The following is a 24,524-nucleotide window of genomic DNA, read 5'->3' on the forward strand; positions in this document are numbered from 1 at the left end:
TGTATGCCACAAGCGGATGTGATTATTGTAGGCGGAGGCCTAGCATCGCTCGTAACGGCTTATCATTTGTTTGAGCATAAAAATGTGATAATTTTCACAAAAGCGAAAAAAGAAGAGAGTAATTCTTGGTTAGCGCAAGGAGGTATCGCTGCTGCTTTGTCTGGCCAAGATCATTGGCATTTTCACTATCAAGACACGATCATTGCTGGAGCAGATCATAATGATGAACGTGCTGTAGAAATTCTCGTTCAGGAAGGCCCGAAACGGCTTTTAGAGCTGGTGGAAACCGGCTTGCAATTCGATACGGATCAAAACGGACATTTTCATTTTGGAAATGAAGGAGCCCATAGCCAGCGGAGAATTTTGCATGCAGGAGGCGATCAGACGGGAAAAGCGATGACCTCGTTTTTAATGGAAAAGCTATACGGCCATGTCACCATAGTGGAAGATGAGCGCGTCATTGATTTGCTTGTCGCTGACGGGCGCTGTATCGGTGTGCGCACGAAAACAGGTGCTTATTATGCGGATGCCGTTGTATTATCAACCGGCGGCTGTGGAAGGCTGTATTCTTTCTCCTCTAATGCTGAAACGGTGACTGGAGATGGTATTGCCTTAGCGTATCGGGCCGGTGCAGCTGTGACGGATATGGAATTTATTCAATTTCACCCCACGATGCTTTATGTGAATGGCAGGGCGGTCGGATTGATTTCTGAAGCTGTGCGGGGAGAAGGGGCGGTACTGGTCACAGAAGATGGGAAAAAATTGATGGAGTCCATCCATCCACAGCAAGATTTAGCGCCAAGAGACGTCGTAGCTCGGGCGATCCATGCCGAAACCGCCAAAGGCGGCCGTGTCTATCTCGACATTTCGATGATTAAAAATTTTGCGGAGCGATTTCCAACAATAGCGAAATTATGCGAGACTCACGGTGTTGGTTTGCAGGATGGCCGGCTTCCTGTTGTACCAGGCGCTCATTTTTTAATGGGAGGAATCCAAGTTGATTTATCGGGACAAACATCGCTTGCGGGCTTGTATGCAGTCGGAGAAGTGGCTTGTACTGGAGTACATGGCGCTAACCGCTTGGCGAGCAATTCGCTGCTTGAGGGACTGGTGTTTGGCGCTCGTTTAGCTGAAGTGTTGAAGCAACGCGGGAGTGCAGAAAAGGGGCGACGCTTTCCGTTTGTCAAGCCGAATTCGGTTAAAAGCTTTACAGGCTCGTTGCCGGATAAGGGACAAATTCAAGAGATCATGATGCGATATGTAGGGATTGTGAGAGATGAACGAAGCTTAGCGACCGCAAGAAAGTGGCTGGAGCAATTTTCTATTCCGGAGCTTGTCAAGACCGACGTCACTTCATGGACAGAAGAAGAAATCACCGTTGCTTACATGCTCATTACTGGATGGCTGATCACTACCTCAGCGCTTAAGCGTACAGAAAGCCGCGGCGGCCATTACCGTTCGGATTACCCGACAGAGGCCATGCATTGGAAAAAGCGGCGGATTTTACGAACAAAAGAGGAATTTTTCGCGAGAATAGGAGGAACAGCATGAATATCATCAAGCTGCAACAAATGCTGCAACAGTTTTTTTTAGAAGATATTGGCGAACGTGATGTGACTAGCGAGACGATTTTTCCTCATCATCATTTAGCTTCTGGTTCATTTCTTGTTAAGGAAGCCGGTATTTTCTCTGGCGCTGACATTATGAAAACCGCGTACCACCTGCTGGACCCATCGATTAGCGTTACGCTATATAAGCGAGATGGCGAAAAAGTAGATAAAGGAGACGTCATTGCTTCGGTTTCCGGTCCCATTGCTCCGTTATTAACGGGCGAACGTGTCATTTTGAATTTGATTCAGAGAATGAGCGGCATCGCTACCATTACTCATCAGGCGGTGATGACGTTAAATAGCGAATATACGCGCATTTGCGATACGCGCAAAACAACTCCAGGACTTCGAATGCTGGAAAAATATGCGGTCACATGCGGCGGCGGATATAACCATCGCTTTGGTTTATACGATGCGGTGATGATAAAGGATAACCATATTGCCTTTTGCGGCTCTATTACAAAAGCGGTTCATACCGTGCGCCAGCAGCTTGGTCATATGGTTAAAATCGAAGTGGAGACGGAAACGAGGGAACAAGTAATAGAGGCCGTAAAGGCAGGAGCGGATGTCATTATGTTTGATAACCGGACACCAGAAGAAATTAGAGAGTTTGTTCAGCTTGTGCCTTCTGCTATTATTACAGAGGCTTCCGGCGGCATCACCCTTGAAAATCTTGCCGAGTATGGCGATACAGGCGTTGATTATATTTCGTTAGGCTTTTTAACTCATTCTGTGAAAGCGCTCGATATTAGTTTTAATATTGAAGGATAAAAGAGGAGGGAACGAAATATGAACGTATTGGAAATGATGCAAAAACAGGATCATATGCCAGAAGTGTATAAAACGCTTAACGCGGTTGAAATGGAGGAGCGTGTTCGGAAGATTAAGGAGAAAATGGGGGAGAAGCTATTTATCCCTGGACATCATTATCAAAAGGATGAAGTCATTCAGTTTGCGGATGCAACAGGGGATTCTTTACAGCTCGCACAGGTGGCCGCAAAAAATAAGCAAGCAGAATATATTGTTTTTTGCGGTGTTCATTTTATGGCGGAAACGGCGGATATCTTAACAGGAAACCACCAAAAAGTCATTTTGCCGGATATGCGCGCAGGCTGTTCGATGGCCGATATGGCGGATATGGCGCAAGTGGAACGAGCATGGCCGATTTTACAAGAACTGTTTGGCGATACGATTTTGCCGTTAACCTATGTGAACTCGACAGCAGCCATTAAAGCATTTGTAGGGCGAAACGGTGGAGCGACCGTGACTTCTTCGAATGCAGAAAAAATGGTCGCTTGGGCGCTTGGACAAAAAGAGCGGATCTTCTTTTTGCCGGATCAACATTTAGGCAGAAATACGGCATATAAACTTGGCATTGCGCTTAATGAAATGGCGGTTTGGAACCCGTTAACGGACTCGCTTGAGTACGAGGGAGATATCAAGCGAATTAAAGTCATTCTTTGGAAAGGACATTGTTCCGTTCATGAAAATTTTCAAGTGAAGCATATCGACTACATTCGGAAAACAAAACCGGATATGAATATTATTGTCCATCCAGAGTGCAGCTGGGAAGTCGTACAAAAATCAGATTATGCCGGTTCTACTAAATATATTATTGAGATGATTGAAAAAGCTCCTTCTGGGAGCAAATGGGCGATTGGAACGGAAATGAATCTCGTCAACCGGTTAATTCAACAGCATCCTGATAAAGAAATTATTTCTTTGAACCCTTACATGTGTCCATGTTTAACGATGAATCGCATTGATTTGCCACATTTGCTATGGGCGTTGGAATCATTAGAGCAAGGAAATATCATCAATCCAATCACCGTGCCGGTCTCCATTGCCGAAGATGCCGTACAAGCATTAAAGAGAATGTTGGCGCTCGCTTAGACATAACAAGGTCTATATGCAGACCTTGTTATTTTTTTATCATAAATTCATTTTTTGCTTCATAAGTTATGTTGAAGGATGATGATGACAACGTGCCAATGAAATAGAATGATTATTGTTTGAGTGTAGGAGGGGGAACGGAGTGAAAATCCATATTGTGCAAAAAGGAGATACGCTTTGGAAAATCGCGCAAAAATACGGAGTTGATTTTGAGCAGTTAAAGCACTTAAATGGCCAATTAAGCAATCCGGATTTAATTATGCCGGGAATGAAAATTAAAATTCCGACTGCAGGGGTTCCGGTAAAAAAAGAAGCACCAAACAAAGAGTATCCAAAGAAGGAATATCCAAAAAAAGAGTATCCGAACAAAGAACATCCAAAAAAGGAATATCCGAAAAAAGAAGAGCCGGTTCAAGAGCATCCATTTTCCAACGCTAAACCGTTTGCTTCATTCAATTTTGAAGCTGAAATCGCTCCGAACGTGAACATTAATCCGCCTGCTCAAGAAATACCGATAAATGAAGTGCCGAAGCCCAAACCGACAGCACCAATTGAGAAAAAGCCAAAGGAAACTCCGAAAGCGCCGACGGCCAATATTCCGAAAGAACTACCAAAGCAGCCGTCTTATGAGCCACCTAAATCTAATATTGGCGTGAATCAAGCGGCAGAAAAGCATGATCACAAAACACCATTCCAAGCTAATCCATCGATTTCGCCGCAATCAAATGTGAATTATCCAAATCAAATACCTGGCCTGCCGCCGATTCCGCCAAAGCCGGACAACATTTTACCGAATATTATGAAGCCAGATACGGACATAGAGCCATCAGAGAATCAGGAGCATCCATCATACGATCAACATGATCAACCGCCGGAACTGCCGACCATTCCATATGTTCCGATTGCGCAGCCACAACAGCCGACCTACCAGATGCCAGCTTACTTGCCACCTCAAGAGCAAGGCTGCATTCCGGTTACTCCTGTCATGCCAGGTTATGGATTTTATTATCCGCAGGCTCCGGTAGCGCCGATGGCTGCGCCGTTCTCGCAGCCTGTCGCACCATTCTACGGGGAGAGCGGCTCGCATCCGTTTCCTGGAGTACAGGAAAGCATCGAATCGCATGAGTGGGGACCGCCAGCACCGCCGGCTTCATCAGCGAATATACAGCCAAATGCTTCCCCGAACCTTCAGCCTAATGTATCACCTAATGTATCGCCTAATATGAATATGCCGCCTAATGTTCAACCACCTGAAGAACCAATGATGGTATCTCCGCAGCAGATGTCAGGAGGATGTTACCCGGTTCCGATGATGCCTTGCTATGGTTGGCCTGTACAAACCTATCAACCAATGTACGGATCAACGGCTCCTGGCTATTATTCGCCGTATCCGCAACAGCAGCCGTCAAGCTTTTCACCATATCCAGCCGCGGCACCAGCTTATCCGTATGCACAAGGGCCGGGACAGCCATCTTATTACCAGTCGCCACAACCTGCCGCTTTCCCGCAAAATCCACAACAATTTTTTATGATGCCAGAATATGGGGAAAGCAGCGACTACGAAGAATAGACATATAGGAGACGGTGAGAGCCATCGTCTCTTTCTTTTGCTTCAAGCGGAATATGGGTTGTGCGTGGAGGAAGCGGCGGCTATTAAGCCACATGTACAAATAATTGATACAAATAAAGGAAAATGGATTGTGAAAAAATATCGCACCTTTTTTGAAGCGTCGCGGCAGCAGATGTTTATTCGTTTATTAAAACAGGCAGGCTTTCAAGCCGCTCCCTCTATTACTGGGGTGGTCGTTTCTGAAAATGCCTGTTGGACGCTGCAGGAGTATATTCCGCATTCCAATCCGTTTGTTTTTACAAGCGAGAAAGATCGAAACGAAGGCCTTTGCCTGCTTTATGAGTACCATATTTTTTCGCAGCGTTTGCTGCAGCAGCCGTTTGTTGCCACTATGCTGCCTTATTATCAGCTGTGTGAAAGATGGAAGCAAAGATATTTATCTTTTCTTCATGATTTGCCGGTATGGCAGCAAATCATGAGGCATGAGGAGCTTACTTTTATTTTGCAATGTGCCCAATATAGCTTAGAAAAAATTCCTTTATTCATTCCTTCTTTATTAGCAGAACCGATGACCATTATTCATGGCGATGTCGCTTCACACAATTTTTTGCGGGCTGAAAACGGAAGTGCCTATTTAATTGATTATGACTTAATAGCGGTCGCTCCAAGCGGCATCGATTATTTGCAATATGCCAATCGCATATTGCCATATATGCAATGGTCTTTTGCTTTATTGAAAAAATGTCCTATATTGGAAGCTTTTTTAGAAAAGCCATGGTTTTTAATGGCCTTGATTTTTCCAAGCGATATATTTCGCGAATGCCGATCATTGATGAAGAAGCGAAAGCCTTTCGCGATTCCATACTTTGAACATCGCAAACAGTTTGTGCAAAAAATCGCCAATATGATAAGATAACGTATATCTTATTTTTCGTGAAAGGAAGTTGAATCATGGAGGAGAAAATTGAAAAGTTAGTGGCCTGGCTTCGCGAACAAGTAAGCAAAGCTGGATTGAACGGGGCGATTGTCGGGATTAGCGGCGGAATTGATTCGGCTGTGGTGGCGCATCTTATTAAACGGGCTTTTCCGGACAACTCTTTAGGATTAATTATGCCGTGCAAGAGCAATCCAAAGGATCAAGAGGATGCATTAAAGGTCGTTGAAAGCTCGGGTATTCGCCACTTTGTGATTGATTTAACAGAGACGCATCAAACATTATTTGCAGAAATCGAAAAACAGCTTAAAGAAAAAGGAGAATGGAATGAGGAGGCGGCGCGTCTTGGCGATGCCAATACGCGAGCGCGTTTGCGGATGACAACGCTATATGCGGTCGCCAACAATTATGGGTATATCGTAGTTGGAACTGACAACGCGGCTGAATGGCACACAGGTTATTTTACCAAATATGGAGATGGCGGTGTCGATCTTGTTCCGCTTGTTCATTTTACAAAAGGCGAAGTTCGCGAAATGGCCCGAATTCTTGGTGTGCCTGAGGAAATTATTACAAAAGCGCCAAGTGCGGGTCTTTGGGAAGGCCAAACAGATGAAAATGAAATGGGAACAACTTATGAAATGATTGATAAATATTTAAAAGGGGAAGAAATTCCGGAAAAAGATCGGTCCATCATTGAGAAGCTACATCATCGTTCACATCATAAACGCCAGTTGGCCGCTGCGCCGCCAAAATTTTAATGTGTATGGGCCAACAAGCTTCTCGGTTTCTCTAACAAAATCCTCGTTTTGCTTTCAATAGCATAAGCCATATTCAAATGAGATGAACCAAATACCATGATTTCGCCTGCCTTTATGGATAGGTTGGTTGTTCAAAAGGAATTATACCGATATCAGAACTTGATTTTTACCGCTAACTAACAGCGATAAAATCCCCTCTTATTTGCCAAGCTAAAAATGGGTCAAGGTGCTTGACCCAAGGCAAATAAAGGGGGTTTTTCCGTTGAGAAAAACAATCGCGGCAATAGGCGTTTTTTGTTGTGTGAGCGGGCTTGCCGCATGCGCAAATTACGATGCGGAAGATCGGGCAACACGCTATCGAGATGAAACAAGACCGATCGGTTATTATTCAACGGATCGGACAAATACGCCATATACGTATGGCCGTTACGGAACAAATATTGAGAATGACGGAAATGCCTATATGATGGACAACCAAAATGGTCCAGTTGCGGATTTTTTCGGTACGGATGCGCTTCGTCGAGATCGTTACGATCGGTCGACTCCATCGCTGCCTCTAGAAGCGAATTTCGGCAAAGCAGACCAAAATTATCATGGTCACTTGCAAAATGATAAAACACATCCTTCTTATTACGACCATTATGACGGACGTTTTGCCGAGCAGGTAGCCAAAGAAGCGGCTAAAGTCAAAAATGTCAGCGATGCCCAGGCGCTTGTATATAAGGACCATGTATTAGTAGCCATTCAAACGGGAGGAAAAGATGCAAATCGTACGGAGCAAAATGTAGCGAAAGCGATCGCTCCATATACGAAAGGAAAGCATGTGCGCGTCGTTTCGAATCCAAGCATGTATCAGCGCGCTCGCGTCATTGACAATAACATACGTTACGGCCGCCCGTTTGAAGAAATTAACCGGGATTTAAAGACGATTTTTTATAAAGGGAAAATAATGGAAACTCCAACCAATACACGATAAATGCTGCAGGGAGATGCCGGCAAATGGCATCTCCTTTTTCTTTTCAAACGGTCTAGACCTCCTCACGAAAAAACGGTATCGTCCTCCAATTATGAAGTTAGCTGGTACAGTCGGGCTTTCATTAAGCGAATGTGCGATGGGAGCAAAGTGTGACATTGAATTATTAGAAACATCTGTTATTTTGTTGATTTATACACTCTTCAAGCTGCATCTATATCGCTTGGCAACTGTTTCATGCTTCCGCTATTTTTGGTATAGTAATATCGAAAATTTGATATGATGAGAGGAGAAATGGAAAGTGGCTGGACATTCCAAATGGAAAAATATCCAACGTCGAAAAAATGCACAGGATGCCAAACGCGGCAAACTGTTTATGAAATTGGCGAAGGAAATTTACGTTGCAGCCAAAACAGGTGGTGGCGATCCAAATGTCAACGCCGCGCTGCGTCTCGTCATTGAAAAAGCAAAAGCGGCGAATATGCCGAGCGATAATATTGAAAGGGCCATCAACAAAGCGGCAGGCAATCAGGAGCATGCCAACTATGAAGAAATTCGTTATGAAGGGTATGGTCCAGGTGGCGTGGCAGTCATGGTCGTTTGTCTGACGGATAATAAAAATCGCACAGCGGCAAATGTTCGCGCAGCATTTTCGAAAAACGGCGGAAATCTTGGAGAAACAGGATGCGTGTCCTATTTATTTGCAAGAAAAGGATGGCTTGTCATCGCTCGCGAAGGGTTAGAGATCGACGAGGATGAGCTGCTTCTCCAAGCGATTGAAGCAGGAGCGGAAGAAATGGAAACAATGGACGACTCATTTGAAATTTATACAGCACCTGAGCATTTTGAAGAGGTGAAAAACAAGCTTCAGGCGAATGGATTAACGTTTGTAAACGCTGAAATCACGATGATCCCGCAAACCTACACAACGCTGGAAGGCGATGACCTAAGGAAAATGCTCAAGCTGATTGATATGCTTGAAGATGATGACGATGTTCAAGAAGTGTACCATAATTTAGATGAAACGGCGATACCATAAAACGATCATATTTCCCGTTCTTTGCAAGAGAGAACGTGATTTCTCTGCAGAGAATGGGATTTTTTATGAGAGGATACAAAATGTTCATCAACATCATGACTCAGTGATAGAAAAAATAATGAAAACCCATGGTGTTAGGGGGAATTTATATGCAACGATCATCCATATCACTTTCTCCCGAAAGCTTTATCCCCATGTAAGTATGCAGATGACGCTCCACTTCTGACCGTGAGTTTTGGCGGACGATTGTATATAGTACGAGGAAGATAAATGAACCGATTTTATCTAGCACCACAGGTAAATCAAGAATGGTAAGGTGCTATTCCTTTTTTTGGGGTATTCAGATGGCCGATTTTTTACATACTTCATTTTGGGAAGGAACATAATATGTTCCATGGAGGGATCAGTATGAAGAAAAATGAAGTCCGCTTAACAAGCGCTGAAATTGCAAATATATGGAATACCTATATATATGATAGCATGATGGAAAGCGTTATCACGCATTTTAAGTTAACAACCGCCGATGAAGAAGTGGGCGTGCTTCTGGAAGAAGGATTGAAAGTTGTCCAAAATCATCTGCAAAGTCTAGAGGAGCTATTTAGCAAGGAAGGAATTGCTAAACCAGACGGGTTCCCGGTCGATAAGCATGTGAATCGTCAAGCGCCAAAGCTTTTTTCCGATACATTTTATTTAGAGTATCTTAACCAAATGAGCCAATTTAAAATCACTTCACATGCTACTTCCATTGTGATGGCTTCTCGGGATGATATCCATCAGCTATATAAACAATTTAGCGAAGATGCGACTCAATTAAATAAGCGTGTGCGTACCGTGATGAAAAATCAAGGTATATATATACGTCCTCCTTATATGTCTTATCCAAAACAAGTGGACTATGTTGAAAAGCAAAGCTTTCTTACTGGATGGCTTGGACGCAGACGACCGCTTTTGGCAGTTGAAGCAGCCTATTTAGTGATGAACTCCATTAACAATGAAATCGCGAAGGCTACGCTAATCGGATTTGCGCAAGTAGCGAGGGATCCTGAAATTCGCAGCTTCTTTTTAAGAGGACAAAAAGTATGCAGTGAGATCATGACCTCCATTTTTGAGGTGCTGCAGGAAGACAATATTCCAGCTTCGATGACATGGGACACAGTCGTCAATGAATCAACAGTTGCGCCATACTCAGAGCGATTAATGCTGTTTTTAGTCAATTCCTTATCAGGTCTCGGGGTTGGTATGTATGGACAGGCCATGGCGCTCTCATTGAGAAGAGATGTAGCGGCTCTCTACGCTTCTTTTATCGCGAAAGCGGGAGCCTATGCGGAGGATGGAGTGAATTTAATGATTGAGCGCGGATGGCTTGAACAACCGCCTCACTTCCTTGATCGCGAACGGCTTGTAGTGGAGTCGAAATAAAAACACTGATTTCTTGAGTGAGTGTCAGACCGTTGTTAAATGCTTTCATCCTGCGTCACTGGCCGCATTCGTCTGCTCATGAATTTCTTTTGTTCGATTTTTGTCTTTGTTCGGCTGCGTTTCTTGTCTGCCAAGCGTTTTCCACTCAGGCTGATGTGGAACACCATAAATAGAGGATGAGAATGGTTGTAGACAAATCTCATTTTTGACTTTGTCTACAACCGGACACTCACTTCTTGAGTGAGTGTTTTTTATGGATAAAATTTTCTTAAAAGGTGAAACTATAAATAGCTTTCATTATTTACCGAGAAAGAGGGGAAGACAATGAAGCTTTTGATGGCTTGCTTGGCTATCGCGATTTCATTTATAAGTTCCTCAGCTGCCTTCGCTAAAGCGCCGGCCACTCAAATGACGATTTTGTTAGAACGAATATACGTGGACGGAGAAGTGAGTGAAGAAATTAAACAAGAAACGATTACATCGATGAAGGATATATGGAAAAAGTATGAAGGCTGGCAGCTTGTCAATCTTGATGATGAACAAATTGTGTTCCAGAAAATGGTTCAAGATATTTCACCTTTGTCAAAAGCGAATGGATATTTTGGCTTAACAAAGGATGGAACTTTATCTATTTTTGAAGGCAAGCCAGGAAAATCATCACGCGTGATTCAATCGTTTTTCCAGCTCGATATAAAAAAGCTAGAAAGCCATCAACAAGAACGGCTGAAAAAAGGTATTCGCGTGATTTCGAAAGATCGTTATAAAGAGGTCATTGAAGCCTATCGGCCATTTGCCGTTACTCAGTAAAAGACTTATCCAGACGATAAGTCTTTTTGTTTTGCAAAAGAGGAATATACATTCGTTTTTTTATTATCATATGGTACAATGAGAAACAGTACGGATAAGGGAAGGGGAAAAACGTTGATTGAGTTTGTTCGCGGATACATTGAGTATGTTTGTCCAGAATATATTGTCATTGAAACGGCCGGAGTTGGCTATCAAATTTTCACGCCAAACCCATTTTCGTTTCGGCCCAGTCATGATACAATCGTGACGGTCTATACATATCAATATGTGCGCGAAGACCTCATGGCTCTTTATGGGTTTCGGACGCGCGAAGAACGAACGCTATTTGCGAAACTGCTTCAAGTTTCCGGCATTGGCCCGAAAGGAGGGCTTGCTATTTTAGCCTCAGGAGATGTACGTCAGCTCGTGCAGGCGATTGAAGAGGAAAACGAAGCCTTTTTGTGCAAATTTCCGACCATCGGCAAAAAAACAGCGCGACAAATGATTCTTGATTTAAAAGGGAAACTGCAGGGAGTCATTCTAGGAGCGACGAACGACTTATTTACAAGCTGGGAGGATGAAAAGCAGGAGAATGCCTTTGACGAGGCGCTTGAAGTGCTAAAGGCTCTCGGCTATGCAGATCGTGAAATTCAAAAGGTGGCGCCTGCTCTAAAAAAGGAACCGATGTCTACCGATCAATATGTGAAGCGAGCGCTGCAATTACTATTAAAATAGGAGGGAAGGACGATGGAAGAGCGTCTTGTTGCCAGCGATGCCTCCAGCGAGGATGTATCGCTTGAATACAGCCTCCGCCCGCAACGCTTGCAGGAATATATCGGACAAGAGAAAGTAAAAGAAAATTTACAAGTTTTTATTGAAGCGGCAAAGCTGCGTGGCGAAACGTTGGATCATGTGCTTTTATACGGACCGCCCGGACTTGGAAAAACAACGCTGGCCGCCATTATCGCAAACGAAATGGGGGGGAACTTGCGCACCACCACTGGACCGGCGGTCGAACGCCCCGGAGACCTGGCGGCGATCTTAACTTCTCTTCAACCTGGAGATGTATTATTTATCGATGAAATTCATCGCCTTCACCGCTCGATTGAAGAAGTGCTGTATCCAGCTATGGAGGATTACTGCCTAGATATCGTTATTGGCAAAGGACAAACGGCTCGTTCGGTGCGTATTGACTTGCCGCCATTCACGCTTGTGGGCGCAACGACACGAGCTGGTGCTCTTTCTGCACCGCTCCGGGATCGCTTTGGTGTGCTCAGTCGGCTGGAATATTATGAGCCGGAGCAGCTTGCGCAAATTATCAAACGAACAGCAGATATTCTGGAAGTTAGGATTGACGAGGCGGCTGCTGTTGAGATCGCGCGTTGTTCGCGCGGCACTCCGCGCATTGCCAATCGCTTGTTGCGCAGAGTCAGAGATTTTGCCCAAGTAAAAGGCAACGGAGTGATTACACATGCCTTATCAACAGAAGCGCTGGAGTTGCTGCAAGTTGACCGTTTAGGATTGGATCATATTGATCATAAATTATTAAGAGCGATGATGGAAAAATTTCGCGGAGGTCCTGTCGGTGTAGATACGCTTGCGGCCACCATTGGTGAAGAAGCGCAAACAATTGAAGATGTATATGAGCCGTATTTGCTGCAAATCGGCTTTTTGCAGCGGACTCCTCGCGGGCGCATCGTCACTCATCGCGCCTATGAGCATTTTGGAATGGAGGTGCCAAAATCATGAGCAGTCTTCCTAAAATGATCATGATGATCGGAGCCATTTTGATTGTTGTGGGGTTTCTGATGCAATTTATTAAGCTGGGCAGGCTTCCTGGCGATATTGTCATCCAAAAGGGGAATACAACATTTTACTTTCCAGTTGTGACTTCTATTATTTTAAGTGTAGTGCTTTCGCTTGTGTTTTATTTTATCGGTCGATTTCGTTAACAACAATAGAAATGGGTGAACGCGATGAAAATAGATTTATTTGATTTTCATTTACCGGAGGAATTAATTGCACAAACACCGCTTGCGAACCGAGAAGCATCGAGATTGCTTATGCTCAATAAAAATACAGGAGAAACGAAACATCATGAAACCTTTCGAGCGATTTTATCGTATTTGAATGAAGGGGATTGTCTCGTATTAAATGATACAAGAGTATTGCCGGCGCGCCTTTATGGAGAAAAATCAGATACGGGCGCAAAAATTGAAGTGCTTTTATTAAAGCAAGTGGAAGGAGACCGTTGGGAAACGCTCGTGAAGCCAGCGAAGCGCGTGAAAGAAGGAACAAGCATTTTATTTGGTGACGGCCGTTTAAAAGCAACGTGCAGACAGGAGTTGGAGCACGGAGGAAGAATACTGGAATTTGCTTATGACGGAGTATTTTATGAGGTGTTGGAATCCTTGGGGGAGATGCCGCTCCCTCCATATATTAAAGAACAGCTCGACGATCAGGAGCGGTATCAAACCGTGTATGCCCGTGAACGCGGTTCGGCAGCAGCGCCGACAGCAGGGCTTCATTTTACGGAGCAGCTGCTTGAGGATATTCGTCAAAAAGGAGTGCATCTAGCTTTTATTACCCTTCATGTCGGACTTGGTACCTTCCGTCCCGTCAATGTTGAGAATATCGAAGAACATGATATGCATGCAGAATTTTACCAGATGACAGAAGGGACAGCGCGATTGTTGAATGAGGTGAAAGAGAAGGGCGGGCGAATTATCGCAGTCGGAACCACATCAACACGTACGCTTGAAACGATCGCATCGCGCCATAATGGAACGTTTATTGCCGAGAGCGGATGGACGGATATCTTTATTTATCCAGGCTATCAGTTTCAAGCGATTGATGGAATGATTACGAATTTTCACTTGCCTAAATCAACATTAATCATGCTAGTTAGCGCCTTAGCAGGGCGTGAAAATGTTTTGCGTGCTTATAAAGAAGCGGTGGAGAAGCGTTATCGTTTCTTTAGCTTCGGTGATGCGATGCTGATTATTTAAGAAAGGAGCTATTGATTTGACCCCGATTCGTTATGAACTTATCAAAACATGCAAGCAAACAGGAGCACGTCTCGGAATCATTCATACGCCGCATGGCTCCTTTGAAACGCCGATGTTTATGCCAGTCGGCACATTAGCGACTGTCAAAACGTTATCGCCTGAGGAATTAAAAGAAATGGGTGCAGGCATTATTTTAAGCAACACCTATCATCTATGGCTTCGTCCAGGGCATGATATTGTGAAAGAAGCAGGCGGATTGCATTCGTTTATGAACTGGGATCGCGGCATTCTGACTGATTCTGGCGGCTTTCAAGTCTTCAGCCTGAGTGAATTTCGCAAAATTGAAGAGGAAGGCGTATATTTTCGCAATCATTTAAATGGAGACAAGCTGTTTCTTTCGCCGGAAAAAGCGATGGAAATCCAAAATGCGCTCGGCTCTGATATCATGATGGCGTTTGATGAATGCCCGCCGTATCCTGCGACATATGAATATATGAAAAAATCGGTTGAGCGGACAAGCCGCTGGGCGGAACGCTGTTTAAAAGCGCATGCCCGTCCAAATGAACAGGGGCTGTTTGGCATTGTTCAAGGCGGTGAATTTGAGGACTTACGCAGACAGAGCGCGCAGGATCTTGTGTCTCTCGATTTTCCGGGCTATGCGGTCGGCGGTTTGTCGGTAGGAGAACCAAAAGATGTCATGAATCGCGTGCTTGAGTTTACAACGCCGCTTTTACCAGCCAATAAACCTCGCTATTTAATGGGAGTTGGTTCGCCGGACTCGCTCATTGACGGCGCCATCCGCGGAATTGACATGTTTGATTGCGTCTTGCCGACTCGCATTGGACGAAATGGAACGGTGATGACAAGCGAAGGGCGCCTTGTCATCAAAAATGCGCAATACGCCCGTGATTTTACGCCGCTGGATCCGAACTGCGGCTGCTATACATGCCGCAACTATACGCGCGCCTATATTCGTCATCTTATCAAATGTGATGAAACGTTTGGTATTCGCTTGACTTCTTATCATAACGTTTACTTTTTGATAAAATTAATGGAGCAAGTGAGACAAGCGATACGTGAAGATCGGCTTGGCGATTTTCGCGAAGAATTTTTTGAACGCTACGGATTTAATAGACCGAATGCGAAAAACTTTTAGAAAGGGGTGAAATCTATGGCGACGCTTGTGAATCTTTTGCCGCTTCTTATCATGTTCGCGATTTTCTATTTCCTGCTGATTCGTCCGCAGCAAAAACGGCAGCGGGCTGTTCAGCAAATGCAAGCGAACTTGAAAAAAGGCGATAAAATTATTACGATCGGCGGTTTGCATGGCATCATCGATTCCATCGATGAGAATAAAGTCGTGATCCGCGCGGGAGACGGTTCTCGTCTTACATACGATCGCTCTGCTATTCGCGAGGTTGTGGCAGAGAACAACCAATAGAATAAAAAAGGCTGCTTGGCAAAAAGCAGCTTCAGGCTGTAGACAAAGTCCGTTTTGACTTTGTCTACAATCATTTTAACCGTTTCACATCAGACTCGCTTGAAATCGCTCTTCTCAAAATGAAATGGGTGGGGAAGGCTGTATATTAATCTGCGTGCCGATTGGATGACGACAAATTGACTCCCATGACTCCCCCAAGCATGGCCGCTAATAAAAAGCCGAGATGATAAATCCATTGCTTTGTTGAAAATGTTTGCTCAAGTCCTAAAAACTGAAAGAAAAAGACGAGGAGTGTAAACACTAAGCTGGTGGTTCCACCGATAAGCCATCCGCGTTCCTTGCCTTTGCCTCCTGCGACAAATCCACCGATAAATACGGATAGAACAGATGCAGCAAAAATAACCCATGTTAATGAGGATTCTTGGATATCGGTCCATTTCAAAAGAAGTGATAATAAAAAGCTAATGATCAACGCTAGTAAAAAAATGGTTAGAACTCCGTAGACAACACCTTTGCCAAACCTAGCCATCTCGTTCATTCCCTCCGTTTAAGCCATCTTTAGCAAGAGTATATTCAGGCCCGGACATGTTTAGAATCAAATGAAGTTAGTTTTTACGAAAAAAGCCGCGAACAAATGGGATGCGTACTAACTCTTCTCGTTTAACCAGCTTGAAAATGACTAAAAGAATGACGTATACCACTGTTGTAATGATAATGGCGGCGATGGTCCTCATACTTATTGGAAGTGAAGTCAGAGAATGATAAAAAGCAAGATGTCCAACAAAACCTGCTGCAAGCATGACGAAAAATGTGTGAATATATTCGAATATGTAAATGGAATAAGAAATGACCTTCATGATTGTTGCGAAATGGAGAAGCGTAACAAGCACCGTACCAATCGCGATAGACAGAGCTGCTCCCATAATCCCTAAATTTGGCTGAGTGGCTAGCGCAAAAATACAAGCCGTTTTTACAACAGAGCCGATTAAGCTATTCATCATAGCCGCTTTCGCTAAATCCAGCCCCTGTAAAACTGCCTGAAGAGGCCCTTGGCAGTAATAAAAAAGGAAAAATGGTGCCATTACTTTAATAAAAATGGCAGAATGGCTTGTGCCATACATCAGCTGCATAATGGGATCGGCAAATACATACAGGACCACAACGGCCAGGCCTCCTGTAATCATGGATAATCGCATGGCTTGCTGAACGCGCCGCTCGATGAGAAACATTTGCTGCTGTGCCGCCGCTTCGCTAATAGCTGGAACGAGAGAGGTTGATAGTGAGTAGGTAATAAACGATGGCAGCATGAGCAGAGGTAAAGCATATCCTGTTAATTCCCCATATTGCCTGGTCGCTAATGAGGCAGCAACTCCTGCAAGCGCTAAGCTGTGGGCTACCACAATCGGTTCAAAAAACCAGGCGATTGAGCCAATGAGACGGCTTCCTGTTGTTGGCAAAGCGATGCGCATTAAGCTCATAAAGGTTTCTTTTCCGGCTTTAGCATAATGGAAAAATTGCGGACGAATGTTGATTCTTTTTTTGCGTTTGAACATGTAAAACAAATAGATGAGCGACCCTAATTCGCCGATCACGGATGAAAGCATCGCTCCCGCCGCAGCATATTCGATTCCATATGGTAAGAAGATGCTCGTGCAAAAGGCAATTAAACTAATACGAATGATTTGTTCAAGCAGCTGTGAATAGGCATATGGCTTCATTTGCTGTTTTCCTTGAAAATAACCGCGCAAAACGGAAGAAACAGCAACAATGGGAACAACAGGTGAAATCGCTAACAGCGGATAATAGGTGCGAGCATCTGTAAATAAGGTTGTCGATAAAAGCGGCGCAAGCAATACCATTGCCGGAAAAAAGATGGCGCTTAGCACACCTGTAGTGGCTAAAGAAACGACGAGAATTTTTTTTACTCTTCGCTGATCTCCTACCGCTTCCGCCTCCGCTACTAGCTTAGAAATAGCGACAGGCAAGCCCATTTGCGTAAGCGTTATGGCTAAGGCAAGCGTAGGCACGGCCATCATATATAAACCGACCCCTTCTTCACCAATGGCTCGGGCGATAACAATGCGATTGATAAATCCGAGCACTCGTGTGATAAGGCCGGCAACGATTAGAATAAGTGTGCCTTTCAAAAATTTAGACATCCTGTATTTCCCTCCCTTCTCAAATAAGACGATCTTTTATACAATTAACTATATGCAAGAGATGTGAACAAGCATGACAAGTATTGTGGGACAAAACGGGGAGCGATGGTCATGGCAAATGAAAAAGAAAAAATGGAAGAACTGCGTGAACAATTGATGCCGGCGGTGCAAAGCAAGTATGAAGAGTTTCGCTTGCTTGGCTACGATCACGTAACGATAGAACAAATTTGGGAGTGTTTAGTGAGAAAAAAGTGGAAAAAATATGATGACGAAAGAAGGCTATATGAGCGTGTAAATGATATTTTATCGCTTTCAATTGGAGAATATATGGCTTTCTTGACAGCTGAATCATATCGTGAGCAGCGGGCCACTAAAGGTGATGATCTCGAAGAGCTACTAAATGAATTATTATAGCTATGTAGAAAATTGACAGCATTTGCGAACTGATTCATAATTAGGAATGTTGAAGCATTTCGAGAGGCTATAGCGAGGTTTTCTGATGACATAAGGAGGATTTTTTATGGTAAAAAGAAGTCGCATTCTGGCGTTTTTCTTAGTGCTGATTATTTTAGCAGGCACGCTAGGAACAACGACGAAAGGGATTATACATAATATCAAGCTCGGGCTTGATTTGCAAGGCGGTTTTGAAGTTTTATATGAGGTAAAGCCGGCGAAAAAAGGGGATAAAATTGACAAAACGACACTGACAAGCACCGTCAGTGCACTGAACAAGCGAATTAATGTACTGGGAGTCAGTGAACCAAATATTCAAGTAGAAGGAAAAAACCGGATTCGCGTCCAGCTTGCCGGTGTGAAAGACCAAAATCAGGCGCGGCAAATTTTATCGACCCAAGCGAAGCTGACCTTTCGCGATGTGCATGACAACGTCTTAATGGATGGAAGCGACCTGGCTGAAGGAGGAGCCAAGCTTTCGTTCGATGAGCATGGCAAGCCGAGTGTCGCCATTAAACTCAAAGATGCCGACAAGTTTAAGCAGGTGACGGAAAAAGTCTATAAAATGGGCGCGCCAAACAATTTATTAGTTATTTGGCTTGATTTTAAGGATGGCGTTGATTCCTATGCGAAAGAGGCGGGAAAAGCAAAGCCGAAGTATATTTCAGCAGCGGCGGTAAACCAAGTATTCGATCAAACGGATGTATCGATTGTTGGAAATTTCACGGTGGATGAAGCAAGACAGCTGGCTGACTTATTAAATGCTGGCGCGTTGCCGGTTGAGCTGAAAGAAGTTTATTCCACATCGATCGGTGCACAATTTGGAGAAAACGCCCTTCAGAAAACTATTCTTGCCGGTATTATTGGCGTGGCGCTAATTTTCCTCTTTATGATCGCGTTTTATCGCTTGCCTGGTGTGATTGCGGTCATTACGTTATCCGCTTATATTTATTTAATTTTGCTGATTTTCGATTGGATGAATGGCGTTCTGACATTGCCGGGGATAGCGGCGCTTATTTTGGGTGTCGGGATGGCCGTCGATGCCAATATTATCACATATGAGCGGATTAAAGAGGAAATCAAACTTGGAAAATCGATTATGTCCGCGTTTCGCACAGGAAATAAAGGATCGTTTGCGACAATCTTAGATGCGAATATTACAACCATTATTGCCGGTGTTGTGCTGTTTGTGTATGGAACAAGCTCTGTCAAAGGGTTTGCGACCATGCTGATTATCAGTATTTTAGTCAGCTTTATCACGGCTGTTTACGGCACGCGCCTGCTCCTTGGTTTGCTTGTGAATAGCCGCGTTTTACAAAATAAGCCAGGATATTTTGGCGTGAAAAAATCGGAAATTCTCGATATTGCTCAAACGAACGAGCATACAGAGGTGCCGACAAAGTTTGATCGTTGGGATTTCGTCAAACATAGCAAAAAATTCTTTATCTTTTCCGGCGCGTTAACGGTTGTTGGGATTGTTGCGCTGTTGACGATGAAATTAAATCTTGGCATTGATTTTGCGAGCGGCACACGCGTGGAAATCATGAGCGATTCTAAATTAAACGTGCAGCAATTGGAGGATCAGTTCCAGAAATTAAACTTACAGCCAAAAGATATCGTTTTATCTGGAAAGAATGAAGAAGTTGGCGTTGCGCGTTTTATCGGCGTTTTAAACAAACATGAAATTTCTGAGCTCAAGCAGTATTTTAAGGAGCAATATGGATCGGAACCGAACGTCAGCACCGTATCGCCGACTGTAGGAAAAGAATTGGCGCGCAACGCGTTGATCGCTGTGCTGATTTCATCGCTTGGTATCATCATTTATGTGACGATCCGCTTTGAGATGTATATGGCGCTTGCGGCTATTGTCTCACTTTTACATGACGCTTTTATTATTGTGATGTTTTTCAGTTTCACGCAGCTAGAGGTCGATTTAACATTTATTGCCGCCGTTTTGACGATCATCGGCTACTCGATTAATGACACGATTGTGACATTTGACCGGATTCGCGACTTGATGAAAAAACGGAAAGTCAAAACGATTGAGGATTTGCAGCATGTAGTGAATCGAGCATTGCAACAGACGCTGACCCGTTCCATTAACACCGTTCTGACCGTGATTTTTACGGTTGTCGCATTATTGATGTTTGGAAGCGAGGCGATTCGCAACTTTAATCTAGCCTTGCTAGTTGGACTTGTTTCCGGCGTATACTCTTCTCTGTTTATTGCCGCACAGCTATGGGTGGTATGGAAAGGAAAGCAATTGAAAAAAGGAAAAACGAAAAAGCCGGATCATCAGGATGCAGAACCACAAGTATAACGGTATAAGAATAGAGTGGCGACCAAAAGCGCCGCTCTATTTTTTTGAAGAAGCGAAAAAATGGATAAACTAAAACGGCGTGATGTCTTGATGAAAGGAAGAGAATCGTGGAGAAAGAAGAACGCTTCAAACAGGCCGAGTTTGCCGCGATTATTGGGATTTTAGGAAATATTGTATTAGCCGCAGTGAAAGGTGCTGCCGGCATCATGGGAAACAGCAAGGCATTGCTAGCAGATGCTGTTCATTCTGCTTCTGATGTTGCTGGATCGCTTGCCGTTTGGGTTGGATTGCGCGCAGCCAAGCGTCCGCCCGATGAAGATCACCCGTATGGTCATGGCAAGGCAGAATCCATCGCTGCTATTATTGTAGCGGTATTGTTATTTATTGTTGGCGCCGAAATGGGGCGTTCATCGCTACAAGCCTTTTTTCAGCCGCTGCATCCGCCGAAATGGTTGGCCATTTACGTAGTTGTCCTTTCCATTGTGGTGAAAGAAGCCATGTTTCGCTACAAATATCGCTTAGGAAAAAAATTAAACAGTCAGGCGATTATCGTCAATGCATATGAGCACCGTTCCGATGTTTTTTCTTCCATTGCTGCGCTCATTGGCATTGGAGCGGCGATGGCAGGCCACTCATTGGGGATAAACAAGCTCGTCTACGCAGATCCTATCGCTGGATTATTTGTTTCTTTTCTCGTGTTAAAAATGGCCTGGGAGCTTGGCAAACAGTCGATTCACACTACATTAGACCATGTGCTTCACGAAGAAGATACCGTTCATCTTCGCCAAGCGGTACTCCAGTTTCCTGAAGTCAAGCAAATTCATGAATTGCATGCGCGCGAGCATGGCCATTATGTCATTATTGACCTGAAAATTGCCGTTGATCCCTTGCTTACTGTAGAAGAGGGGCATCGGATCGGCAAAGCCGTGAAAGAAAGATTGCTTCGCATGCCAAATATAGAAAATGTCATGGTGCATATTAATCCTTACCATCCCGAAAAATAGACGGCCCAGACTGTGAATAAATGTTTTCATCGCGCGCTGTTTGCCTCGTTCATCCCCTTATAAAACGGCTTGGCTGTATTCCTTATCCGCCAAGTACGGTTTGGGGAAGAAAAAATCGAAAGGGATGGATGGCAAAGCTCAAATGGACTTTCGCTATAATCTGACTAATATCACATTGCCCCTATTCTTCTCCTTTTGTATAATAGGAGAAGTTGAGGTGGGAGACATGTTAACGGCAAAAACTCGATGGGATGTGAAGCGTCCCGATAAAAATAAAGTGGATCAGTTAATGAAGGAGCTGGATATTTCTCCACTTGTGGCTTCGCTGCTTGTGAACCGTGGAATTGATACTGCACGAGCGGCGGCCGCCTTTTTATATCCAGAAAAACAACCGTTTCACGATCCTTTTTTGCTAGATGATATGCATCGAGCTATAGAAAGGATTCAGCAGGCGGTGCGAAATGAGGAGCATATTCTTGTATTCGGAGATTATGATGCTGACGGTGTAAGCAGCACAACCGTCATGATGAGTGCATTGTCTCAAATAGGCGCGAAAGCGGATTTTTACATACCCAATCGCTTTACTGAAGGATATGGACCAAATAAAAATGCTTTTTGTCTTGCCAAAGAAAAAGGCGTGTCTTTAATCATCACAGTGGACAATGGAATTGCTGCAGTCGAAGAAGTGGCGCTGGCAAATGAGCTAGGCATGGACGTTATTATTACCGATCATCATGAGCCGGGACCTACACTTCCTGAAGCATTGGCGATTATTCACCCGAAAAAGCCGGGCAGCACATACCCGTTTCGTGATTTAGCTGGGGTAGGCGTGGCTTTTAAGCTGGCGCATGCATTGCTTGGAGAAGTGCCAGAGCATTTGCTTGATATCGTGGCGATTGGAACCATTGCTGACCTTGTGCCGCTTACAGGTGAAAATCGTCTGCTTGCCGCAAAAGGAATCGAGCAATTGCGAGATACAAAGCGCATCGGGTTGCGTGCTCTATTGAAGCAATGCGGTACCAACTTGAGCCAAGTGAATGAGGAAACAGTCGGGTTTGCCATCGCTCCGCGAATTAATGCGGTCGGAAGACTTGGAGACGCTGCCCCTGCTGTTCGGCTGCTCATGACGGAGGATGAAGCAGAAGCGCACGAACTAGCGAAAAAAACGGAGATGCTGAATCGGGAGCGGCAAAAGCTAGTAAATGAAATGACGGAAGAAGCCGTTGCGATCATACAGGAGCAATTTCCTCCTGAGAAACAGCATGTGCTTGTTGTAGCAAAAGAGGGCTGGAATGTTGGAGTTATCGGGATCGTAGCCTCTCGGCTTGTCGAACAATTTTACCGGCCGACCATTGTTCTAAGTATCGATCCGGAAAAAGGGATTGCGAAAGGATCGGCGCGCAGCATTCAAGGATTTGATCTATTTGCCCATTTGTCAAAATGCCGCGATATTTTGCCCCATTTTGGCGGACATCCGATGGCGGCTGGAATGACCCTTTCACTTGAAGATGTCGATGAATTGCGGGAACGCCTTAATGCGTTTGCGAAGGAAGCATTGACCGAGGAAGATTTTATCCCGATCACTTCCATTGATGCAGCCTGCTCGATTGATGACATTACCTTAGGGGCATTAGAACAAATCGAAAAACTCTCCCCATTTGGGACAGAGAACCCGCGCCCTCTTATTTTAATTGAAGACGCATCCGTGCAAAGCATGCGGCGTATCGGCGCTGACCAATCACATATAAAAATCGTGTTTGAACAGGATGGGGCAACACTGGAATGTGTCGGATTTGGCTATGGATATTTGCATGATGAAATTGCTCCTAATGCAAAGGTTTCCATTGTTGGATCATTATCGGTAAATGAATGGAACCATCTTCGCAAACCGCAGCTGATGATTTGTGATGCCGCTGTGCGAGAATGGCAGCTGTTTGATATAAGAGGAATCCAGCATGTGCACTCTCTTTTTTCGCTGCTTCCCGCTGATCGGCGCCGGTTTATCGCATTTGGTCAAGAGACAATAGGAGCGCTTCGTCTGCAGTCTTATCGTGAAGAAATCGATGTCATTGAAGCGATAGAGGAAGCGAAGCGTCTTTCTTTGGATGGGAGCTATGTCGTTTTGCTTGACCTGCCGCCAACTTTAGAAATGATAAAAGTTTTATTAAGTTATAGTTTACCTGCGCGCATTTATGCGTTATTCTATCAAAGGGAGACTCATTTTTTCAGCACATTGCCGACGCGCGACCATTTTAAGTGGTTTTATGCGTTTTTGATGAAGCGAGGTACATTCCATCTCGAAAAATACGGCGATGAGCTGGCGCGCTCGCGCGGTTGGACGAAGGAAACGATTCATTTTATGGTGCAAGTATTTTTAGAATTGCAGTTTGTGACGGTGGACAATGGGATCGTTTCGCTTGTTCCAAATCCCAAAAAGCGCGATTTAGCCGAATCTCCTACGTATCGTTTAAAACAGGCTCAGCTTGAGCTGGAAAATATGCTTTTATATTCATCGTATGAACAACTTAAGCGCACCTTTTCCGAAATAAAAGCGTTGCGGACATATGAGGAGGCAAAAATGTAATGGACTTAAAACAATATGTAACGATTGTACCGGATTTCCCGAAGCCAGGGATTATGTTTAAAGACATTACAACCATCATGGATAAAGGCGAAGTGTATAAATATGCGACAGATCAAATTGTGCAATATGCGCGGGAAAAAGAAATAGATCTTGTCGTTGGTCCAGAAGCGCGCGGCTTTATTATCGGCTGCCCTGTCGCTTATGCGCTCGGGGTTGGGTTTGCGCCTGTAAGGAAGGAAGGAAAGCTGCCGCGTGAGGTCGTTCGTGTCGAATACGGTTTAGAGTACGGAAAAGATGTATTGACCATGCATAAAGATGCCATTAAACCGGGACAGCGCGTGCTGATTACAGACGATCTATTGGCCACTGGCGGAACGATTGAAGCAACGATCAAACTGGTAGAGCAGCTTGGCGGTGTGGTCGCCGGCATTGCATTCTTAATTGAGCTTACGTATTTAGAAGGGCGCAACAAATTAGATGGTTATGATATTTTAACATTAATGCAATTCTAACCATCGACATTTTTCTTTTATTTCGCTAAAATGGTAAGAAGAGATGTTTGCAAGGGGGCAC

23 protein-coding genes are annotated in these 24,524 nt (G+C 44.3%); 21 read left to right on the top strand and 2 right to left on the bottom strand.

Going from position 1 to position 24,524, the window contains the following annotated elements; genetic code table 11:
- Positions 1–3: 3 nt before the first annotated feature.
- From nadB to yajC, 16 genes are all read left to right on the top strand, one after another.
- Complete coding sequence (nadB, locus tag GGQ95_RS07465) at positions 4–1,551, top strand: L-aspartate oxidase (RefSeq protein WP_159720192.1); 1,548 nt, start codon at positions 4–6, stop codon at positions 1,549–1,551.
- Positions 1,548–2,381, top strand: a complete 834-nt coding sequence (nadC, locus tag GGQ95_RS07470; RefSeq protein ID WP_044744669.1) for a carboxylating nicotinate-nucleotide diphosphorylase — start codon at positions 1,548–1,550, stop codon at positions 2,379–2,381. The genes nadB and nadC overlap by 4 nt, the downstream gene beginning before the upstream one ends.
- An 18-nt stretch (positions 2,382–2,399) precedes the next feature.
- Positions 2,400–3,503, top strand: coding sequence for a quinolinate synthase NadA (nadA, locus tag GGQ95_RS07475; RefSeq protein WP_159720191.1), 1,104 nt, complete (start codon positions 2,400–2,402; stop codon positions 3,501–3,503).
- A 142-nt stretch (positions 3,504–3,645) separates the two neighbouring features.
- Positions 3,646–5,073: a SafA/ExsA family spore coat assembly protein gene (gene safA / locus GGQ95_RS07480; RefSeq protein WP_066146123.1), complete on the top strand. Its 1,428-nt coding sequence runs from the start codon at positions 3,646–3,648 to the stop codon at positions 5,071–5,073.
- Positions 5,045–5,989, top strand: coding sequence for a phosphotransferase (locus GGQ95_RS07485; RefSeq protein WP_082741624.1), 945 nt, complete (start codon positions 5,045–5,047; stop codon positions 5,987–5,989). Before safA ends, GGQ95_RS07485 begins: the two co-directional genes overlap by 29 nt.
- A gap of 35 nt (positions 5,990–6,024) precedes the next feature.
- Entirely contained in the window at positions 6,025–6,765 is a 741-nt protein-coding gene (gene nadE / locus GGQ95_RS07490) for an NAD(+) synthase (RefSeq protein WP_066146119.1), read from the top strand.
- 262 nt (positions 6,766–7,027) lie between these two features.
- Entirely contained in the window at positions 7,028–7,741 is a 714-nt protein-coding gene (locus tag GGQ95_RS07495) for a YhcN/YlaJ family sporulation lipoprotein (RefSeq protein ID WP_183186561.1), read from the top strand.
- Positions 7,742–8,039: 298 nt separating this feature from the next.
- Entirely contained in the window at positions 8,040–8,777 is a 738-nt protein-coding gene (locus tag GGQ95_RS07500) for a YebC/PmpR family DNA-binding transcriptional regulator (protein WP_183186562.1), read from the top strand.
- Positions 8,778–9,185: 408 nt separating this feature from the next.
- Complete coding sequence (locus GGQ95_RS07505; protein WP_052660997.1) at positions 9,186–10,196, top strand: DUF3231 family protein; 1,011 nt, start codon at positions 9,186–9,188, stop codon at positions 10,194–10,196.
- A 324-nt stretch (positions 10,197–10,520) separates the two neighbouring features.
- A complete protein-coding gene (locus tag GGQ95_RS07510) occupies positions 10,521–11,003 on the top strand; it encodes an intercompartmental signaling factor BofC (RefSeq protein WP_044744661.1) in 483 nt (160 codons plus the stop codon).
- Positions 11,004–11,117: 114 nt separating this feature from the next.
- A complete protein-coding gene (gene ruvA, locus GGQ95_RS07515) occupies positions 11,118–11,717 on the top strand; it encodes a Holliday junction branch migration protein RuvA (protein ID WP_044744660.1) in 600 nt (199 codons plus the stop codon).
- Between the two features lie 12 nt (positions 11,718–11,729).
- Entirely contained in the window at positions 11,730–12,731 is a 1,002-nt protein-coding gene (gene ruvB / locus GGQ95_RS07520) for a Holliday junction branch migration DNA helicase RuvB (RefSeq protein ID WP_044744659.1), read from the top strand.
- Positions 12,728–12,934 carry a DUF2905 domain-containing protein gene (locus GGQ95_RS07525; protein WP_044744658.1) on the top strand — a complete coding sequence of 69 codons (207 nt, stop codon included), beginning with the start codon at positions 12,728–12,730 and terminating at the stop codon, positions 12,932–12,934. Before ruvB ends, GGQ95_RS07525 begins: the two co-directional genes overlap by 4 nt.
- A gap of 24 nt (positions 12,935–12,958) precedes the next feature.
- Positions 12,959–13,990, top strand: coding sequence for a tRNA preQ1(34) S-adenosylmethionine ribosyltransferase-isomerase QueA (gene queA / locus GGQ95_RS07530; RefSeq protein WP_044744657.1), 1,032 nt, complete (start codon positions 12,959–12,961; stop codon positions 13,988–13,990).
- A 16-nt stretch (positions 13,991–14,006) separates the two neighbouring features.
- Positions 14,007–15,146, top strand: coding sequence for a tRNA guanosine(34) transglycosylase Tgt (tgt, locus tag GGQ95_RS07535; RefSeq protein ID WP_066146107.1), 1,140 nt, complete (start codon positions 14,007–14,009; stop codon positions 15,144–15,146).
- Between the two features lie 15 nt (positions 15,147–15,161).
- Positions 15,162–15,431: a preprotein translocase subunit YajC gene (gene yajC / locus GGQ95_RS07540; protein WP_044744655.1), complete on the top strand. Its 270-nt coding sequence runs from the start codon at positions 15,162–15,164 to the stop codon at positions 15,429–15,431.
- Between the two features lie 145 nt (positions 15,432–15,576).
- Here the strand turns inward: yajC and GGQ95_RS07545 are convergent, their stop codons facing one another.
- Positions 15,577–15,960, bottom strand: coding sequence for a TIGR04086 family membrane protein (locus tag GGQ95_RS07545; protein WP_044744654.1), 384 nt, complete (start codon positions 15,958–15,960; stop codon positions 15,577–15,579).
- Positions 15,961–16,036: 76 nt separating this feature from the next.
- Complete coding sequence (gene spoVB / locus GGQ95_RS07550; protein WP_044744653.1) at positions 16,037–17,590, bottom strand: stage V sporulation protein B; 1,554 nt, start codon at positions 17,588–17,590, stop codon at positions 16,037–16,039.
- A gap of 111 nt (positions 17,591–17,701) precedes the next feature.
- Between spoVB and GGQ95_RS07555 the strand changes: the two genes are divergently transcribed.
- The 5 genes from GGQ95_RS07555 (at position 17,702) to GGQ95_RS07575 (ending at position 24,463) form a co-directional block, all read left to right on the top strand.
- Positions 17,702–18,004 (top strand): post-transcriptional regulator, encoded by a 303-nt coding sequence (locus GGQ95_RS07555; protein WP_052660996.1) that lies wholly within the window; start codon positions 17,702–17,704, stop codon positions 18,002–18,004.
- A 106-nt stretch (positions 18,005–18,110) separates the two neighbouring features.
- On the top strand, positions 18,111–20,363 hold the full coding sequence (gene secDF / locus GGQ95_RS07560; protein ID WP_044744652.1) for a protein translocase subunit SecDF: 2,253 nt from the start codon (positions 18,111–18,113) through the stop codon (positions 20,361–20,363).
- A 107-nt stretch (positions 20,364–20,470) separates the two neighbouring features.
- Positions 20,471–21,367, top strand: a complete 897-nt coding sequence (locus GGQ95_RS07565; protein ID WP_044744651.1) for a cation diffusion facilitator family transporter — start codon at positions 20,471–20,473, stop codon at positions 21,365–21,367.
- Positions 21,368–21,593: 226 nt separating this feature from the next.
- Positions 21,594–23,951 carry a single-stranded-DNA-specific exonuclease RecJ gene (gene recJ / locus GGQ95_RS07570; protein WP_183186581.1) on the top strand — a complete coding sequence of 786 codons (2,358 nt, stop codon included), beginning with the start codon at positions 21,594–21,596 and terminating at the stop codon, positions 23,949–23,951.
- A complete protein-coding gene (locus GGQ95_RS07575) occupies positions 23,951–24,463 on the top strand; it encodes an adenine phosphoribosyltransferase (protein ID WP_044744650.1) in 513 nt (170 codons plus the stop codon). Before recJ ends, GGQ95_RS07575 begins: the two co-directional genes overlap by 1 nt.
- Positions 24,464–24,524: the final 61 nt, after the last annotated feature.

Source organism: Anoxybacteroides rupiense (genome assembly GCF_014196195.1).
GTDB lineage: Bacteria > Bacillota > Bacilli > Bacillales > Anoxybacillaceae > Anoxybacteroides > Anoxybacteroides rupiense.

Bases quoted from the DNA above. Each gene is read 5' to 3' on its own strand.
- GGQ95_RS07510 (WP_044744661.1), top strand. From the start codon at position 10,521: ATGAAGCTTTTGATGGCTTGCTTGGCTATCGCGATTTCATTTATAAGT.
- nadB (WP_159720192.1), top strand. From the start codon at position 4: ATGCCACAAGCGGATGTGATTATTGTAGGCGGAGGCCTAGCATCGCTC.
- spoVB (WP_044744653.1), bottom strand. From the start codon at position 17,590: ATGTCTAAATTTTTGAAAGGCACACTTATTCTAATCGTTGCCGGCCTT.
- secDF (WP_044744652.1), top strand. From the start codon at position 18,111: ATGGTAAAAAGAAGTCGCATTCTGGCGTTTTTCTTAGTGCTGATTATT.
- ruvB (WP_044744659.1), top strand. From the start codon at position 11,730: ATGGAAGAGCGTCTTGTTGCCAGCGATGCCTCCAGCGAGGATGTATCG.
- GGQ95_RS07505 (WP_052660997.1), top strand. From the start codon at position 9,186: ATGAAGAAAAATGAAGTCCGCTTAACAAGCGCTGAAATTGCAAATATA.
- yajC (WP_044744655.1), top strand. From the start codon at position 15,162: ATGGCGACGCTTGTGAATCTTTTGCCGCTTCTTATCATGTTCGCGATT.
- GGQ95_RS07525 (WP_044744658.1), top strand. From the start codon at position 12,728: ATGAGCAGTCTTCCTAAAATGATCATGATGATCGGAGCCATTTTGATT.
- nadE (WP_066146119.1), top strand. From the start codon at position 6,025: ATGGAGGAGAAAATTGAAAAGTTAGTGGCCTGGCTTCGCGAACAAGTA.
- GGQ95_RS07575 (WP_044744650.1), top strand. From the start codon at position 23,951: ATGGACTTAAAACAATATGTAACGATTGTACCGGATTTCCCGAAGCCA.
- nadA (WP_159720191.1), top strand. From the start codon at position 2,400: ATGAACGTATTGGAAATGATGCAAAAACAGGATCATATGCCAGAAGTG.
- GGQ95_RS07485 (WP_082741624.1), top strand. From the start codon at position 5,045: ATGGGGAAAGCAGCGACTACGAAGAATAGACATATAGGAGACGGTGAG.
- queA (WP_044744657.1), top strand. From the start codon at position 12,959: ATGAAAATAGATTTATTTGATTTTCATTTACCGGAGGAATTAATTGCA.
- GGQ95_RS07545 (WP_044744654.1), bottom strand. From the start codon at position 15,960: ATGGCTAGGTTTGGCAAAGGTGTTGTCTACGGAGTTCTAACCATTTTT.
- GGQ95_RS07555 (WP_052660996.1), top strand. From the start codon at position 17,702: ATGGCAAATGAAAAAGAAAAAATGGAAGAACTGCGTGAACAATTGATG.
- nadC (WP_044744669.1), top strand. From the start codon at position 1,548: ATGAATATCATCAAGCTGCAACAAATGCTGCAACAGTTTTTTTTAGAA.
- recJ (WP_183186581.1), top strand. From the start codon at position 21,594: ATGTTAACGGCAAAAACTCGATGGGATGTGAAGCGTCCCGATAAAAAT.